Origin of the sequence: Rhodococcus sp. USK10 (genome assembly GCF_019378875.1) — a bacterium.
GTDB lineage: Bacteria > Actinomycetota > Actinomycetes > Mycobacteriales > Mycobacteriaceae > Rhodococcus_F > Rhodococcus_F pseudokoreensis.
Genome location: NZ_CP076048.1, coordinates 2,456,440 through 2,471,832, shown reverse-complemented (window position 1 = coordinate 2,471,832; position 15,393 = coordinate 2,456,440). Strand labels below are relative to the sequence as shown.

At 69.3% G+C, this 15,393-nt stretch carries 15 protein-coding genes; 8 read left to right on the top strand and 7 right to left on the bottom strand.

The window, feature by feature from the left end; all coding sequences use genetic code 11:
- Nucleotides 1-2 precede the first annotated feature (2 nt).
- Nucleotides 3-1,196, bottom strand: a complete 1,194-nt coding sequence (locus tag I1A62_RS18475) for an acyl-CoA dehydrogenase family protein (protein ID WP_219461264.1) — start codon at nt 1,194-1,196, stop codon at nt 3-5.
- A gap of 211 nt (nt 1,197-1,407) precedes the next feature.
- Here I1A62_RS18475 and I1A62_RS18465 point away from each other — a divergent pair, with 211 nt between their 5' ends.
- From I1A62_RS18465 to I1A62_RS18440, 6 genes are all read left to right on the top strand, one after another.
- Entirely contained in the window at nt 1,408-2,736 is a 1,329-nt protein-coding gene (locus I1A62_RS18465) for an MFS transporter (RefSeq protein WP_219459361.1), read from the top strand.
- An 84-nt stretch (nt 2,737-2,820) separates the two neighbouring features.
- Nucleotides 2,821-3,954 (top strand): thiolase family protein, encoded by a 1,134-nt coding sequence (locus tag I1A62_RS18460; protein ID WP_219459360.1) that lies wholly within the window; start codon nt 2,821-2,823, stop codon nt 3,952-3,954.
- 34 nt (nt 3,955-3,988) lie between these two features.
- On the top strand, nt 3,989-4,753 hold the full coding sequence (locus I1A62_RS18455; protein ID WP_219459359.1) for an SDR family NAD(P)-dependent oxidoreductase: 765 nt from the start codon (nt 3,989-3,991) through the stop codon (nt 4,751-4,753).
- Nucleotides 4,754-4,770: 17 nt separating this feature from the next.
- Entirely contained in the window at nt 4,771-6,420 is a 1,650-nt protein-coding gene (locus tag I1A62_RS18450) for a class I adenylate-forming enzyme family protein (protein ID WP_219459358.1), read from the top strand.
- A gap of 79 nt (nt 6,421-6,499) precedes the next feature.
- The gene (locus tag I1A62_RS18445) at nt 6,500-6,853 is read left to right on the top strand and encodes a hypothetical protein (RefSeq protein ID WP_219459357.1); all 354 of its coding nucleotides are present in this window, start codon (nt 6,500-6,502) and stop codon (nt 6,851-6,853) included.
- Nucleotides 6,846-7,478, top strand: coding sequence for a Dabb family protein (locus tag I1A62_RS18440; protein ID WP_219459356.1), 633 nt, complete (start codon nt 6,846-6,848; stop codon nt 7,476-7,478). The genes I1A62_RS18445 and I1A62_RS18440 overlap by 8 nt, the downstream gene beginning before the upstream one ends.
- Here I1A62_RS18440 and I1A62_RS18435 read toward each other — a convergent pair whose 3' ends face one another.
- The 6 genes from I1A62_RS18435 to I1A62_RS18410 all read right to left on the bottom strand — a co-directional run bounded on the left by I1A62_RS18435 (nt 7,479) and on the right by I1A62_RS18410 (nt 13,652).
- Nucleotides 7,479-8,306 carry an enoyl-CoA hydratase/isomerase family protein gene (locus I1A62_RS18435; protein ID WP_124394895.1) on the bottom strand — a complete coding sequence of 276 codons (828 nt, stop codon included), beginning with the start codon at nt 8,304-8,306 and terminating at the stop codon, nt 7,479-7,481.
- A gap of 131 nt (nt 8,307-8,437) precedes the next feature.
- Nucleotides 8,438-9,328: a LysR family transcriptional regulator gene (locus I1A62_RS18430; RefSeq protein WP_219459355.1), complete on the bottom strand. Its 891-nt coding sequence runs from the start codon at nt 9,326-9,328 to the stop codon at nt 8,438-8,440.
- Between the two features lie 4 nt (nt 9,329-9,332).
- A complete protein-coding gene (locus tag I1A62_RS18425) occupies nt 9,333-10,220 on the bottom strand; it encodes a LysR family transcriptional regulator (RefSeq protein ID WP_124394897.1) in 888 nt (295 codons plus the stop codon).
- A 47-nt stretch (nt 10,221-10,267) separates the two neighbouring features.
- Nucleotides 10,268-11,029, bottom strand: coding sequence for a crotonase/enoyl-CoA hydratase family protein (locus I1A62_RS18420; protein WP_219459354.1), 762 nt, complete (start codon nt 11,027-11,029; stop codon nt 10,268-10,270).
- Nucleotides 11,026-12,087: an MBL fold metallo-hydrolase gene (locus I1A62_RS18415; protein ID WP_219459353.1), complete on the bottom strand. Its 1,062-nt coding sequence runs from the start codon at nt 12,085-12,087 to the stop codon at nt 11,026-11,028. The genes I1A62_RS18420 and I1A62_RS18415 overlap by 4 nt, the downstream gene beginning before the upstream one ends.
- On the bottom strand, nt 12,084-13,652 hold the full coding sequence (locus tag I1A62_RS18410) for a long-chain-fatty-acid--CoA ligase (RefSeq protein WP_219459352.1): 1,569 nt from the start codon (nt 13,650-13,652) through the stop codon (nt 12,084-12,086). Before I1A62_RS18410 ends, I1A62_RS18415 begins: the two co-directional genes overlap by 4 nt.
- Nucleotides 13,653-13,820: 168 nt before the next feature.
- Here I1A62_RS18410 and I1A62_RS18405 point away from each other — a divergent pair, with 168 nt between their 5' ends.
- On the top strand, nt 13,821-14,186 hold the full coding sequence (locus I1A62_RS18405; RefSeq protein WP_124394900.1) for a helix-turn-helix transcriptional regulator: 366 nt from the start codon (nt 13,821-13,823) through the stop codon (nt 14,184-14,186).
- A gap of 8 nt (nt 14,187-14,194) precedes the next feature.
- On the top strand, nt 14,195-15,391 hold the full coding sequence (locus I1A62_RS18400) for a CaiB/BaiF CoA-transferase family protein (RefSeq protein ID WP_225858388.1): 1,197 nt from the start codon (nt 14,195-14,197) through the stop codon (nt 15,389-15,391).
- Nucleotides 15,392-15,393 lie beyond the last annotated feature (2 nt).

The following is a 15,393-nucleotide window of genomic DNA, read 5'->3' as shown; positions in this document are numbered from 1 at the left end:
GATTACAGTGCGTAACTGCGCAGTACGCCCTTGCTGATGATCATCTTCTGAATCTCGCTTGTGCCCTCGCCGATGAGGAGGAACGGTGCCTCGCGCATCAGACGCTCGATCTCGTACTCCTTCGAGTAGCCGTAGCCGCCGTGGATGCGGAAACTGGCCTGGGTCACCTCCGAGCAGTACTCGCTGGTGAGGTACTTGGCCATGCCCGCGGCAACGTCGTTGCGTTCCCCGGAGTCCTTCAAGCGGGCCGCGTTCACCATCATCAGATGCGCGGCTTCCACTTTCGTCGCCATCTCGGCGAGGCTGAACGCGACCGCCTGGTGTTCGGCGATCGGTTTGCCGAACGTGCTGCGTTGCTGCGCGTACCGGGCGGCGAGCTCGAACGCCCGGATCGCGACCCCGCACGCGCGGGCGGAGACGTTGACCCGGCCGACCTCGACGCCGTCCATCATCTGCGAGAACCCGCGGCCCGGGGTTCCGCCGAGGACGTCGCCGGCACAAGCGCGGTAGTTGTCGAACAGCAACTCGGTGGTGTCGATGCCCTTGTAGCCCATCTTGTCGATCTTCCCCGGGATGGTGAGGCCTGGGCGGACCTCACCGAAACCGGCGGGCTTCTCGATCAGGAACGTGGTCAGGTTGTCGTGCGGCTTGGCGGCGCCCTCCTCGGTGCGCACCAGTGCGGCGACGAGCGTCGAGCTGCCGCCGTTGGTGAGCCACATTTTCTGGCCGTTGATCACGTAGTTGCCGTCGGCGTCGCGCTTGGCCTTGGTGCGGATCGCGGCGACGTCGGAACCCAGCTCGGGCTCGGACATCGAGAACGCGCCGCGCACCTCACCGGTCGCCATCCGCGGCAGGTAGTGGTTTTTCTGGGCGTCGGTGCCGTGCTGACGGATCATGTACGCGACGATGAAGTGGGTGTTGATCACACCCGACACGCTCATCCAGCCGCGGGCGAGTTCCTCGACGCACAGCGCGTACGTGAGCAGGGACTCGCCCAGGCCGCCGTACTCCTCGGGGATCATCAGCCCGAACAGGCCCATGTCGCGCATCTTGTCGACGATGGCCTGGGGGTAGGTGTCGGAGTGTTCGAGTTCCTGTGCGGCCGGGATGATGTCGCGATCGACGAAAGTGCGCACGGTGTCGACGATCTCGGTCTGGAATTCGGTCAGACCGAGGGTGTGGGCGAGGCGGCTCATGGTTTCAGAATGCCCGATCTGCGGGTGCCCTTCTAGAGGTGTTCGGGCTATCTGTCGGATAGCGCAGTCCAATGCACCCGCACGTCGGCGACCCATAGGCTGACGTAGCCGGTGCCTTCGCCGAGTACGTATTGATCGACGGCTTCCCGGTCCGTTCAATGAATCGAGACACTGTGACCCACGCCACGACATACTCCGAAGGGATCACCACGTGACCCGCTCCTCTGCCACCCTCGACCGGGCCGTCGCCATCGGTTCCGAGTCCCGCAGCCGCGCTTGGGGCCTGACCGCGCTCCTCGTGCTGCTCTACGTCGTCAACTACGCCGACAAGGCCGTCCTCGGCATCATCGCCCAGCCCCTCGCCCACGAACTGGGGCTGAGCGCCTCGCAGATCGGGCTGGTGGGCAGCCTCTTCTTTCTGACCTTCACCGTCGGCGGCTTCTTCGCCGGTGCGCTGAACCGCTGGATGTCGCTCCGGTGGGCGCTGCTGCTGCTCGCGATCGCCTGGTCCGTCGCGATTCTTCCGCTCGTGGTCGTCGCGAGTTTCGCGGTGCTCCTGGTCAGCCGCCTGCTGCTCGGGCTCGCGGAAGGTCCGAGTTCCGCTCTGCTCCACACGGGGGCGTACTCGTGGCACGCCCCCGCCAAGCGCGGACTGCCGAGCGCCCTGCTCGCCGGCGCCGCATCGATCGCGAAGATTGCCGTCGCGCCTGCTCTCGCATTCGTGACCGTCACGTTCGGATGGCGCTACGCGCTGGTCGCACTGGCCGCCATCGGAGTTCTGTGGTGCGTCGTCTGGCTCACCGTCTGGAGCGAGGGCCCGTACATCCGCAGCGGGAAGGGTGCCGATTCCGCGGTTGCCGGTGACGCCGGTGAACCGGCGGTGCCGTGGGGTCGCATCTTCCGGACCCGCACGTTCATCAGTGGCGCGCTTCTCGTCATGAGCGTGTACGCCCTGGTCGCCGTGGTTCTGACGTGGCTGCCGTCGTACTTCGAGGTGGGTCTCGGGTACAGCCGCCTGCAGGCCGGCTCCATGTTCGCGTTCCCGAGCATCGCCGGGCTGATCCTGATGCTGCTGTCGTCCGTCATCGGCGACCGCCTGCTCGCACGCGGCTCGACGTCCCGCGTGGTCCGCGTCGTCGTCCCCGCCGTCGGGGTGCTGATCTGCGGTGCGATCCTGCTGGCCCTCCCGTCCATCACCGCCCCCGCGGTGGCCGTCCTCGTCGTCTCCGTCGGCTACGGCTTCGCCGCGTCGGTGTTCCCGCTGCTCAACGCGGCGATCTCGGAGATCTGCCCGCCCCGCCAAACCGCGGGTACCCTGGGCGTCTTCCTCGCCGTCATGGCGATCGGCGGCCTCGTCGCCCCCTACGCGACGGGTCTGATCGTCGACGCGGCCGCCTCGCCCGCCGAGGGGTACGCCACCGCGTTCCAGGCCCTCGGACTCGTCGCCGCCGTGTGCGCCGTCGGGGCGCTGCTCTTCGCGAACCCCGAGCGCGACAAGAAGCTGGTCCGGGGCGACGCTGCGGACATAGGCACGAACTAACGCTGCGATCGGCCGAAAGTCGTTGTGCTGACGACTTCGCCCGTGATTGATTCGAGTCACCCCCTCAGATCGAAGGAACACACCATGCGCGATGCAGTGATCGTCGACGCCGTCCGCACGCCCATCGGGCGGCGTGGCGGTTCCCTGTCCGGAATCCACCCCGCAAATCTGTCGGCGCACGTCCTCGAGGCCCTCGCGGCGCGCACCGGACTCTCCCCGGATCAGGTCGGCGACGTCGTCTGGGGCTGCGTCAGCCAGGTGGGGGAGCAGGCGGGCAATGTCGCCCGCACCGCCGTGCTCGCCGCCGGCTGGCCCGAATCGGTGCCGGGCACCACCCTCACCCGGGCGTGCGGATCGAGCCAGCAGGCCGTGAGCTTCGCCGCCGCCACCGTCATCGCAGGCCACGAGGACATCGTCGTCGCCGGTGGTGTGGAGTCGATGAGCCGGGTTCCCATGGGCAGCGCCAGCACGAACGGCGAACACTTCCCGGCGGCCGTCCTCGACCGGTACGGCGTCGGCGGGTTCAGTCAGGGCACCGGCGCCGAGATGATGGCCGAGAAGTGGGGGCTGTCTCGTCAGGCGCTCGACGAGTACGCGCTGCGATCGCACGCACTCGCGGCCGACGCCGCGGACCGGGGCGCATTCGACGGGCAACTCGCACCGCTCTCCGACGTCCTCGCCGGCGACGAGGGGATCCGCCGCGGCGGCACCCTCGAATCGCTCGGCAAGCTGAAGACCGTCTTCAAGGAGGACGGCGTGATCCACGCCGGCAACTCCTCGCAGATCTCCGACGGCGCCGGTGCGCTGCTCGTCACGACGAGCGAGAAGGCCGCCCAACTGGGCCTGACCCCGATGGCCCGCATCCACACGTGCGCCGTCGCGGGCGACGACCCGGTGATCATGCTGACCGGACCCATCGCCGCGACGGAGAAGGCACTGTCCCGCTCGGGACTGAAGATCGACGACATCGGCGCCTTCGAGGTGAACGAGGCGTTCGCTCCCGTCCCGATGGCGTGGCAGGCGGAGACCGGCGCGGCGAAGGACCGGCTCAATCCGCTCGGCGGCGCCATCGCGGTCGGGCACCCGCTCGGCGGATCCGGGGCGATCCTCATGACCAGGCTCGTCCACCACATGCGGGACAACGGCATTCGGTACGGACTGCAGACGATGTGTGAGGCGGGTGGCCTCGCCAACGCCACCATTCTCGAACTTCTCTGATCCGGCAACATCTTTCGAAGGGAACACACGCACGATGGAACTCAAGGGAATCTCGACCGCGGTCACGGGCGGCGCGTCCGGTCTCGGGCTGGCGACGGGCCGCCGGCTCGTCGACGCGGGCGCCCAGGTCACCCTCATCGACCTGCCGAACTCCGACGGCGAGGCGGCGGCGAAGGAATTGGGCAGCGCCGCCCGGTTCGCCCCCGCCGACGTGACCGATTCCGAGCAGTTCGCGGCCGCACTCGACGTCGCCGACGAGCGCGGCGGACTGCGCGGCCTCGTGCACTGCGCCGGTGCCGGACGCCGCATGCGCATCCTCGACTCCGACGGCAAGGCAGGCTCCGTCGAGGACTTCGAATTCGTGATCCGGCTCAACCTCGTCGGCTCGTTCAACGCCCTGCGTCTCGGGGCGGAGCGGATGGCGCGGCAGGAGGAGATCGACGGCGAGCGCGGCGCGGTCGTGCTGACGGCGTCCGTCGCCGCATTCGAAGGCCAGATCGGCCAGATCAACTACACCGCGTCGAAGGCCGGCATCGTGGGCATGACGGTCACCGCGGCCCGCGACCTCGCCAGCCGTAACATCCGGGTGTGCACCATCGCCCCGGGGATCATGGACACCCCGCTCCTCGCACGGCTGCGCGACGACGTGCGGGCGTCGCTGGAGAAGTCGGTGCCGAACCCGTCGCGTCTGGGCAAGCCGAGCGAGTTCGGGCAGCTCGCCTGCCAGATCCTCGAGAACGGTTACCTCAACGGCGAGACCATCCGCCTGGACGGCGCCATCCGCATGGCACCTCGCTGACGAACTAAGGACCCAACGTGAATTCTGCTGCACCGGTATTGCATTACCCCGAACTGACGTTGGCGGCGTTCCCGTCGAGCATGGCATTCCTCTACGGCGACCGGCCCGCGGTGGTCGACGGCGACGCCGTGTGCACCTACCGCGAACTCGACGAGCGGTCGGGAGCGTTCGCCGCCGCGCTGCGGGATGCGGGGGTGACCGAGCGCGACGTGGTGCTCCTGCACCTCGGCAACTGCATCGAGTTCGTCGTGGCCTACTACGGTGCACTGCGGGCCGGCGCGACCGTCACCCTGGTCAACCCGCTGCAGCCCGGCCCCGGACTGCGCTCGCAGATCCTCGACACCGCTGCGGTCGCCGCCGTCACCCAGCCCGGGCAACTGGACACCCTCACCGAGGCGGCGAGCGGTACCACCGTCCGCACCATCGTGGTGGCCGGCCTTCCGGCGGGCGTCGGTCGCGGCCAGTTCGGGTTCGAGGAATTCGTCCGCGGGTACGCCACCGCACCGTTCACCCCGGCGGTGTCCGGGGACGACGTCGCCCACCTCGCCTACACCGGTGGCACCACCGGGTTGTCCAAGGGCGTGCGGGTACTGCACCGCAACGTTCTCGCCAACGTCACTCAGATGATCGCGTGGCGGGCGGGCCACGAGGTGCGGGCGACCGCCGACGGCGGAATCGAACTGCGTCCCATCGAGAGTCTCGGCGACCGCGGTGTGGTGCCTGGCGCCGGCGCGACCGTCGTCGTGTCGCCGCTATTCCACGCGCACGCGCTGATCAACATGTCGTTCCTGCTGCTGTGCGGGGCGACGCAGGTGTTCGCCGGACGCTTCGAGCCCGGGCGGATGCTGGAGTTGATCGAGACGCACCGCGCCACGTACATCACCGGGAGCCCGGCGATGTGGCACGCGGTCGCCACGGATCCCGACGCCGCGACCCGGGACACCGATTCGGTGCGGGTGGTCTCCTCGGGTGCCGCACCGATCGATCACGTGACCCTCGAGGCGCTGGGCCGCGCGTTCCCGTCGGCGAGCGTGGTCGAGGGGTACGGGCTGACGGAGGGAACCTGCCTGGTCGCCTCCGCACCGCTGACCGGCTCCGTCGCCTACAAACTCGGCAGCGTGGGGTTGCCGGTCTTCGACACCGAGGTGCAGATCCGAGCCCAGGACGATTCCGGTGCCGTACTGGACGCCGGCGGCCGCGGCAAGCTGTGGGTCCGGGGGCCGCAGGTCACGGACGGCTACCTGAACCATCCGGAGATCACGGCGCAGCAGTTCGTCGACGGCTGGCTCGACACCGGCGACATCGCCTACCTCGACGAGGACGGGTACCTGTTCATCTGCGACCGCACCAAGGACATGCTGATCTACAAGGGCTACAACGTGTATCCGCGCGAGCTCGAGGAGATCCTCGTCTCGCACCCGGACGTGTCCTCCGCCGCCGTCGTCGGCCGGGAGGCGGGCAGCGTCGGCCAGGAGCCGGTGGCGTTCGTGGTGCCGATGCCCGGCGCGACGATCGACGGGGATGCGGTGTCCGCGTTCGTCGCCGAGCGGGTGCTGCCGTACAAGAAGGTACGCGACGTGGTGGTGGTCGAGCAGCTGCCGACCTCGGCGGCCGGAAAGATCCTCAAGACGAAGCTGCGCGAGCAACTCGCGACCGCGGCGACGTAGCTCCCGCTGGGTGGACGCATCTCTGTGACGCGCTCCCTTCGTCCCCTACCGTCCTGGTAGCGGGAAGGAGGGAGCGCTGATGGTTTCGGCCGAGCCGATCGTGTACGTCGTCGACGAGATGGTGGTGACGCCCGGTCGGGCGCGCGCGTTTCTCGCCGCTTACCTGGAACGCTATGCACCCGGCGCGATTGCGCGTGGCCTGACATTGGACCGCGTGCTCGTCTCCCCGCCGGTGTGGCTCGAGGACCAGTCCAACACCGTCAGTGTCAGCTGGACCGTGCGCGGCGCTAGCGCCTGGTGGCACCAGAGTCTTCTGGCACGCCACGATGCGGACGTGCTGCGCTGGTGGGAGGACGCCGACGAGCTTCTCACCACCCGGCGTCGCACCATCTCCTGCTCGCCCGCGGACGTAGAGGTCGCGGCCGATGTTTAAGGTCACCAAGCTCATTCACTTCGTCGCCGAGTCCGACGACTCCGCCGCTGCGTCGCTGGCCGGCAGTCTGCGCGACGTCGCGACTCCCCGGGCCCGGCGTGTTCTCGTGGCACCGACCCTGCCCGGGGGCATCAACGGCGGCGACGTGATCGCGCACCTGCACTTCGACGGCGAATCCGACTGGCGCGCACTCGAACCCGACATCACCGCACTGCTGTCCGCGCCCGAGATCGGACACGTCGACAGCGTCGGCTACACGGGTGTGCCCACTCCCGGTCCGCGTGCCCTCGAACCGGCCGTGTACCGTACGCTCCTCGTCTCCGTCGGAAGTTCGGCCGACCCGGCAGTGGTGCAGCAGTTCGAATCCGAGACGCGGGCGATGCCGGACTACATCCGCACCATCGGGACGTCGCAGCTGAGCCGGGTGCACGAATCGGCCGGTTCCGCGCGGTGGACCCACGTCTGGGAGCAGGAGTACGCCGACCTCGACGGACTGTCCGGGCCGTACATGACGCACCCCTACCACTGGGCGCACATCGACCGGTGGTTCGATCCCGAACGCGGGCCGCGGATCGTCACCCGACTCTGCCACAGCTTCTGTGCGATCGACGGCGCGATCATCTGACTACGACGGTTGCGGCACCTGCCATTCGCCGCTGAACGCGGGGGGACGCTTTTCCACGAAGGCGCGCAATGCGGCCGGTGCGTCGGTCGCGAAGTTGACCGCCTGCGAACGGGCCTCGTTCTCGAGTGCGTCCCGCAGCGACGACGTCGTGCCGTCCTCGATCAGTCGCGCCGACTGCATGACGGCCACGGTCGGCGATTGCGTGAGCCCGGCGGCGAACCGGGCGACCGTGGCGTCCAGTTCTTCCGGTTCGACGAGTTCGCTGACCAGTCCCAGCGCGTCCGCCTGCTCGGCGTCGATCATCTCGGCGAGCATGACCAAGCGTTTTGCGCGGTGCAGTCCCACCATGCGCGGCAGGAGCCAGGAGCCGCCGAAGTCCACGGACAGGCCGCGTTTGGCGAAGATCTGGCTGAACTGCGCGTCGCGCGAGGCGATGAGCAGGTCGCACAGCAGCGCCAGGTTCCAGCCCGCTCCGACGGCGTAACCGCGCACCTTCGCGATCAGTGGCTTGGGGAACTCCGCGACCGCCAGCGCCGTCGCATTGATCTGCCTCATCCGGGTCAGTGGGTGCATCGGGGCGCGCTTGTCGAGGTCTGCGCCGGTGCAGAAGTCGCTGCCCGCACCGGTGAGGACCACGACGCGGGTGGCGTCGTCGAGGGCGAGTTCGGCGAGTGCGTCGCGCAAGGCGATCCACGAGTCGAGGGTCATCGCATTACGCCGCGTGGGCCGGTTCAGCGTGATCGTCGCGACCGCGCCGTCCCGGCTGATCAGGACGTCGGATTCTGCGGTTGCGGCCCCTGCGGTGGAGGGGAGGGATTCGATGCTCATGCGCGGCTCCAGACGTGGGCGCGGTTCTCGGCGACGCCCCGGGTGGCCGGCGCCGTGCCGCTCCCCGCCAGTCGATCACCGGAGACGTTCCGCCGCAAGGTCGTTCTGGGACACGCAGGATGAGGCGAAACCTATGAACCGTGTTCAGTGTTCGAGGTGTGCGCCCGCACCAGTTCGACGAACGCGTGCCCGACGGGGGAGAGCATGTCGGGGTCGAACGCGATCCCGAACGTGCGGGCGAACGTCGGCTCCGCCCGGCGGACCACGGCGCGGTCCTGGGCCGCCTCCGCGATCGACCGTTCCAGCAGGGTTCCGCCGATCCCGGCGAGTACCAGGGGAAGCCGCGCCTCGCGGTGATCGGACAGCGCCGCGAGGTGCGGTCGTGCCCCGGCGTGACGGATCGATTCCTCGATCTCGTCCGCGACGGAGTGGCCGCGGGGAACGAACACCATCGGGACGTCGGGGAGGTCGGCGAGCGGAACGGGGCCCTCCGGCAGGTCGGTGCCCGGCGGGTACACGAGCCAGTACTCCTGTTCGCCGAGTTCGAGGACGTCCAGCCGGGCGTCGTCGAGCGGGAGATGGGCCACCACGAATTCGCAGTGCCCGTCCTCGATCAGCGAGCCTGCCTGGGCCTCGTCTTTCAATTCACCCAAGCGCACCAGCACATTCGGGTGGGTCCGCCGGAATTCGGTGACGAGGTCGACGAGGGGACCGATCGCCAGCGCCGGAAACGCCATGACGTCGAGGCGGCCGGCGAGTGCCCCGTCGGAGGTGGCGAGGAGGTCTTCGACGGCGGTGACGTCGCGCAGGATCTGCCTGCTCGGCCCGACCAGGCTGCGGCCTGCGGCGCTGAGCACCATGCCGCGGCCGATGCGGTGGAACAGTTGCACACCCAGTTCCCGCTCGAGCCCGCGCAGTGCCTGCGAGATGGTGGGTTGTGCGACGCCGAGCGACGCGGCGGCCCCGTTGATGCCTTCGTGTTCCACAACGGCGAGAAAGTACTCGACCTGACGCAACTCCATGCGGTCAGTTCCCCTCTCGAGTGCCCGTGGCCTGGGTGGCCTGCGCGATCGAGACGAACGCCGAGGCCGCCGGCGATCCCGGGCCGGACCGTTGGACGAGGCCGACCGGGCGGGTCAGTTTCGGCGTCATCGACCGGATCGCGACCCCGCGCAACTGTTCCTCGGCGACCAGGCGGGGCAGGACCGTGGCCCCCGCGCCGCGCATCACCAGTTCCCACGTGGCGCCCGGGTGGGTGCAGTCGACGACCACGTTCGCGGGATCACCCACCAGTTCCGTGATCAGGGCCGCGTCGCTCTTGTCCCCGAGATCCTGGATCAGGGGAATGTCCCGCACTGCCGAGCGGGGCACCGGATCGGGGAGCGTGTCGGCGAGGGCGTCCGGCAGGGCCAGTACCAGTTCCTGATCGCCGATGGGGACGGAGTGCAGCGCACTGTGGTCGACGGACAAATCGATCACCCCGAGTTCGGCCTCGCCGCGGCGCAGGGCACCGAGAACGCCGGTGGGGCCGTCGGCGTCGATGACGCGGACCGTCACCCGGGGGTACTGCTCACGGAACCGGCGCACCAGGTCGACGATCGGATCGATCGAGAACGCCGCGTACGTGACGACGTCGACGCGGCCGGATACGAGTTCGCGCACCGCAGCGACCTTGGCCTTGGCCCGCTCGACGTCGGCGAGGATGCGCCGGGCGGCGACGTCGAGCGTGCGGCCGTCCTCGGTCAGCTCGAGACGTCGCCCGGTGCGGTCGAACAGGGTGACACCGAGGCGCCGTTCGAGTGTGCGGATCGCCTGCGAAAGGGACGGTTGCGAGATGTAGAGGGACTGCGCGGCCCTGGTGATCCCGCCGTGATCGACTACCGCGACGAAGTAGGTGACGAGATGCAGGTCCACGCCGTCATCGTACGGAAGCTGTGACGCGGGCCGTGCCGGTCATGCGGCTATCGGCCACGCCACACCGGCGGGCGCTTCTCCGCGAACGCACGCGCACCCTCCTGGGCGTCCTCGGAGGCGAACACCGGATCGAGGAAGCGGCGTTGCCCGGCGAACGCGTCGGGGTCGGTGTAGGCGGCCGACATCGCGACGACCTGTTTGGTGGCCCGGACGGCGAGGGGACCGTTGGCGGCGACCCGGGCCGCGAGTTCGCGGGCGGTGTCGAGCGCCTGACCGGGCTCGGTGAGCCGGTTGACGAGTCCGTGCGCGTGCGCGACCTCGGCGGTGAGGGGATCGCCGGTGATCGCCATCTCCATCGCGATCGGATACGGCAGCACCTTCGGCAGCCGCAGTAGACCGCCCGCTGCGGCGGCGAGGCCCCGCTTGACCTCGGGGATGCCGAACTTGGCGTCGCGGGCCGCGACGATCAGGTCGGCCGACAGCGCCAACTCGCAGCCGCCGGCGAGCGCCCACCCTTCGACGGCGGCGATCAGCGGCTTCGTCGGCGGGGCCTCGGTGAGTCCGCCGAATCCGCGGCCGGGCAGCGACGGCCGCTCGCCGCGGCTGAACGCCTTCAGGTCCATGCCCGCGCAGAACGTACCCCCGGCGCCGGTGAGGATCGCGATCGTCAGATCGGGCCGCGCCTCGAATTCGTCGATCGCGGCGGCGAGCGCCTTCGCGACCTCCAGGTCGACGGCGTTCTTCGCCTCCGGGCGGTTCAGGGTGATGACGGCGACGCCGTCGGCGAATTCGGTGAGAACCACACTCATGGGGTGACTTCCTTACGGGAGGTAGGGGTCCAGCGTTCGGGGTGGCCGCCGAGCGAGCGGATGCTTCCGCGGTCGGCGAGAACGAGCAGGTGGGCGTGAGTTTCGCGGACCGCGAGGCGGAGCAGGCGGTCGGACATGGTGTCGAACGGACGCGACCACGAAATGTGTTGCGAGATCTCCCACGCCGTCGATTCGGGGCGCACGCTCAGAGCAGCGACGATCTCGGCGAAGCGTTCCTCGTGATGACCCATCAGCTGCCGGGCGCGGTCGGCGATCCCCCGGAACCGGTACTCGTGCGCGGGCAGCACCTCGCCGTCGGGCATCGTGGTGGTGGCGTGCAGCGACAGCAGATACCGGTGCAGCGGATTTTCCAGTTCGCCGGGGACCGTGGAGATGTTGGGACTGATGCGGGGGAGCATATGGTCGCCGCTGAACATGAGGCCATGGGTGCCGTCGACGAACGTCAGATGACCGGGCGTGTGCCCCGGTGTCCAGACCGCCCGCAGATCCCAGCCGGGCAGGTCCAGGGGATTGCCGTCGCCGAGTACGACGTCCATGGATTCGCCCGGCCCGAGCCGGACGAGGTCGACGCGGGCCGCCGCGAGGATGCCGGTGGGTGCCCCCAATTGGGCGAGTTGGGTGTTCCACGTGTGTTCGTCGGCTGCGGTGTCCGCCGGCGAATGGTGGCCGAGCAGTGCGGCATCCGCGCCGTGCATCGCGAGCGCGGCCCCGCTGACCGCCCGCAGCCGGGGTGCGAGACCGAAATGGTCGGGATGCAGGTGGGTGACGGCGGCGTACCGGACGTCGGTGACGTGGTGGCCGGTCTGCGCGATCCCGTCGACGAGCGCCCGCCACGACTCCTCGGAATCCCAGCCGACGTCGATCAGCGCGAGACCGTCGGGGATCGCGAGTGCGTAGATCAGGACGTACCGCAACGGGTTTCGCGGCATAGGAACCGGGATCGACCACAATCCGGGGCGCACCTGCTCGACGGGTGGCAGCACGCCGCGGGCCCAGGCCTCACGCTGGACGGTACCGACGTCTTCGGTGACGATCACGACGACACCTCCGTGTCGCGGAGTTCCTCGCGCAGGGCGCGTTTGAGGACCTTGCCGCTCGCTCCGCGCGGAAGTTCGGCGACGTAGACGATCTCGCGCGGCTTCTTGTACGACGCGAGCCGGGCGGCGGTGAAGTCGATCAGGTCCTGCTCGTCCGGTGCGTCCGACGGATCGGCGAGCCGGACGACCGCCGTCACGGTTTCGCCCCAGGTCCGGTGCGGTACACCGACCACCGCGACTTCGCCCACCGCCGGGTGTTCGGCGAGCACCGTTTCGACCTCGATCGGGTACACGTTCTCGCCGCCGGTGATGATCATGTCCTTCACCCGGTCGGTGACGAACAGATAGCCCTCCGCGTCGAGGTGCCCGGCGTCGCCGGTGCGCAGGAAACCGTCCTGGGTGAGCAGGTTCGCCGTCTCGTCGGGTCGTTTCCAATAGCCCGCGACGTTGTTGCGTGAGCGGCACACGATTTCCCCGGATTCGCCCACCGGGAGCCGGGCGCCGGTCAGCACGTCCCGGATCTCGACCTCGACACCGGGCATGGGCATGCCCGCGGACCGCAGCAGATGCGCGCGGTCCCCGGACGGGTCGTGGTCCCGGGCGGCGAGGGCGGTGATCGAGCCCGTCGTCTCCGTCATGCCGTAGCGCTGCACGAATCCGCAGCCGAGGCGATCGATCGCCCGCCGGAGCAGTGTGGTGGTGATCGGCGCCGAACCGTACGCGACCAGCTCGAGGCTCGACACGTCGTAGCGTTCGAGGCCGGGCACGTCGAGGAGCATCTGAATGGTCGAGGGAACCAGGAACGCGTGGGTGATGCGGTGCCGTTCGATCAGTTCGGCGACCTGCCGGGCATCGAACGCGCCGAGCAACACCACGTGGACGCCCGCGGACAGGCACGTGCTCAGCCAGCCGGCGCCCGCGATGTGGAACAGCGGCAAGGCGTCGAGTGCCACCGAGTCGGGTTTCCAGTGGTAGATCAGCAGGCCGTCGGGTTCGTTGTGCAGGTTGCGATGTGTCGCGACCACACCCTTCGGACGCCCGGTCGTGCCCGAGGTGTAGAGCTGCAGCACCTCGGCGGCGGGGTCGTCCCCGAGCCCCGGGTCGGTGGCGGTGCCCGACGTGACCAGCCGTTCCCACGTCCAGACGCCCGGCGGAAGGGTGTCGCCGTCGGCCGCATCGACGACCACCACGACCACGTGCGGGAGTGCGTCGCGAACGGCGTCGGCGGTGGCTGCGAATTCGGATTCGACGATCAGTACCTCGAGCCCGGCGTCGACCGCGACCGCGGCGGCTTCGGCGGCGGGGAGCCGCCAGTTGAGCGGGACGAACACGAGCCCCGACTTGGCGGCGGCCACGAACGTCTCGACGCCCTCGGTGCGCATCCGGAGCAGTGCCCCGACCCGGCCGCCCCGGGATGTCAACGTGGACAGCGCTGTTGTGATCCGGTTGGTCCGCCAGTCGAGCTCCGCGTACGTCAGTGTGGTGTCACCGCACGTCACAGCGGGTGCTCCGGGCCGCTCCGCGGCATGGTGCCGCACGCGCTGGGGGAGATGCAGACCGCTCACATCAGGCTCCTCGATGAGTCGTCGACGCCGCCGGGGGACCGGGTGACGTGTGGTGCCAGTCGACCACCGGTGTGAGTGCGGAAACAAAGTCACAGAGCCGAACGGACAGTGAGGAATCGCCTATGGATGCGCGGCCGGGCGGTGTGGCGGCGTTTGTAGACTGGCGTGATGGCCGCCACCCCCGCCCTGAACCCCGAGGACGTTCGGCGTGCGGCGGCGGCACTGCACACCCCCGACATCGACGGCTGGGCAAACCGGTTCGAACTGCTCTCGGACGGCAACCGCCTCCGGCTGCTGCTGTGCCTGCACCACGCCCCCGACATCTGCGTCGGCGACCTGGCGGCGGCCCTCGACATGACCGGGACCGCCGTCTCGCACGCGCTGCGGCTGCTCCGCAACCAGGGGTGGGTGTCGGCGACGCGGGACGGCCGTTCGATGCGGTACCGGCTCACCGACGACACCGTGCACGACCTGCTGCACACCATCGGGGCCACGCATTATCACAATCACACGGGAGCCGAAGAAGAAAGGTGAATCCCGACATGGAGAACGACCCCGGACTGCTGCCGCTCGACGGCATCACCGTCGTGGCACTCGAGCAGGCCGTGGCCGCTCCGCTCGCCACCCGCCATCTCGCGGACATGGGCGCGCGGGTCATCAAGATCGAACGCGTGGGGGAGGGCGACTTCGCCCGCAACTACGACGACGCGGTGTTCGGGCAGGCCTCGCATTTCGTGTGGCTGAACCGGTCGAAGGAATCGATCGGCGTCGACCTGAAGTCCGAGGTCGGGCGGGACACCGTCGCCCAGCTGATCGCGAAGGCCGACGTCTTCATCCAGAATCTCGCACCCGACGCCGCCGACCGCCTCGGGTTCGGCGCCGACGCACTGCGCGCCGGGCATCCGGAACTGATCGTCGTGAACATGTCGGGCTACGGCTCGGCCGGGCCGCGGCGCGAACGCAAGGCGTACGACATGCTGGTCCAGGCGGAAACGGGGATGATATCGGTGACCGGCACCCCGGACACCGCGACCAAGACGGGTGTCCCGGTCTCCGACATCGCGGCGGGAATGTATGCGATGACGTCGGTCCTCGGTGCCCTGTTCCGGCGGCAGCGCACCGGTGTGGGAGCGCGGATCGACGTGTCGATGTTCGACGCGACCGCGGAGTGGCTGGGCCATCCGATGTACATGAAGATGTACGCCGACAAGCAGATCCCGCGCGTCGGGCTCGGGCACGCGGCGATCGTCCCGTACGACTCGTATCCCACCCTGGACGGGCAGATCCTCATCGGCGTCCAGAACGACCGCGGCTGGCGGCAACTGGTGACGGACGTGTTCAAACGACCCGACCTCGCCGACCATCCCCGGTTCGCGACCAACATGCTGCGGGTGCAGCACCGGGCGGAGGTGGACGCGCTGGTGGCCGAGGAGACGCAACGTTTCACCAGCGCCGCCCTCGACCAGGCGCTCGCGGACTCCGGGATCCCGGCGGCCGAACTCAACGACCTGGGCGGGCTGATCGAGCATCCGCAACTCGAGCGGCGCGACCGCTGGCGTGACGTCGGGACCGAGGCCGGCCCGATCCGGGCGATGCTGCCGCCGATGACGTTCTCCGACGTGGAGATGCGGATGGGGGACGTGCCCGCGCTCGGCGCGCACACCGATCTGATTCTCGGCGAGCTGGGCTGGTCGGCGGAGGACATCGCGAACCGGCGCGCAGAGGGTGTCGTCGGCTGACC

Coding starts and splice junctions, on each gene's coding strand:
- I1A62_RS18475 (WP_219461264.1), bottom strand. CDS start 1,196: ATGAGCCGCCTCGCCCACACCCTCGGTCTGACCGAATTCCAGACCGAG.
- I1A62_RS18460 (WP_219459360.1), top strand. CDS start 2,821: ATGCGCGATGCAGTGATCGTCGACGCCGTCCGCACGCCCATCGGGCGG.
- I1A62_RS18455 (WP_219459359.1), top strand. CDS start 3,989: ATGGAACTCAAGGGAATCTCGACCGCGGTCACGGGCGGCGCGTCCGGT.
- I1A62_RS18445 (WP_219459357.1), top strand. CDS start 6,500: ATGGTTTCGGCCGAGCCGATCGTGTACGTCGTCGACGAGATGGTGGTG.
- I1A62_RS18440 (WP_219459356.1), top strand. CDS start 6,846: ATGTTTAAGGTCACCAAGCTCATTCACTTCGTCGCCGAGTCCGACGAC.
- I1A62_RS18435 (WP_124394895.1), bottom strand. CDS start 8,306: ATGAGCATCGAATCCCTCCCCTCCACCGCAGGGGCCGCAACCGCAGAA.
- I1A62_RS18430 (WP_219459355.1), bottom strand. CDS start 9,328: ATGGAGTTGCGTCAGGTCGAGTACTTTCTCGCCGTTGTGGAACACGAA.
- I1A62_RS18420 (WP_219459354.1), bottom strand. CDS start 11,029: ATGAGTGTGGTTCTCACCGAATTCGCCGACGGCGTCGCCGTCATCACC.
- I1A62_RS18405 (WP_124394900.1), top strand. CDS start 13,821: ATGGCCGCCACCCCCGCCCTGAACCCCGAGGACGTTCGGCGTGCGGCG.
- I1A62_RS18400 (WP_225858388.1), top strand. CDS start 14,195: ATGGAGAACGACCCCGGACTGCTGCCGCTCGACGGCATCACCGTCGTG.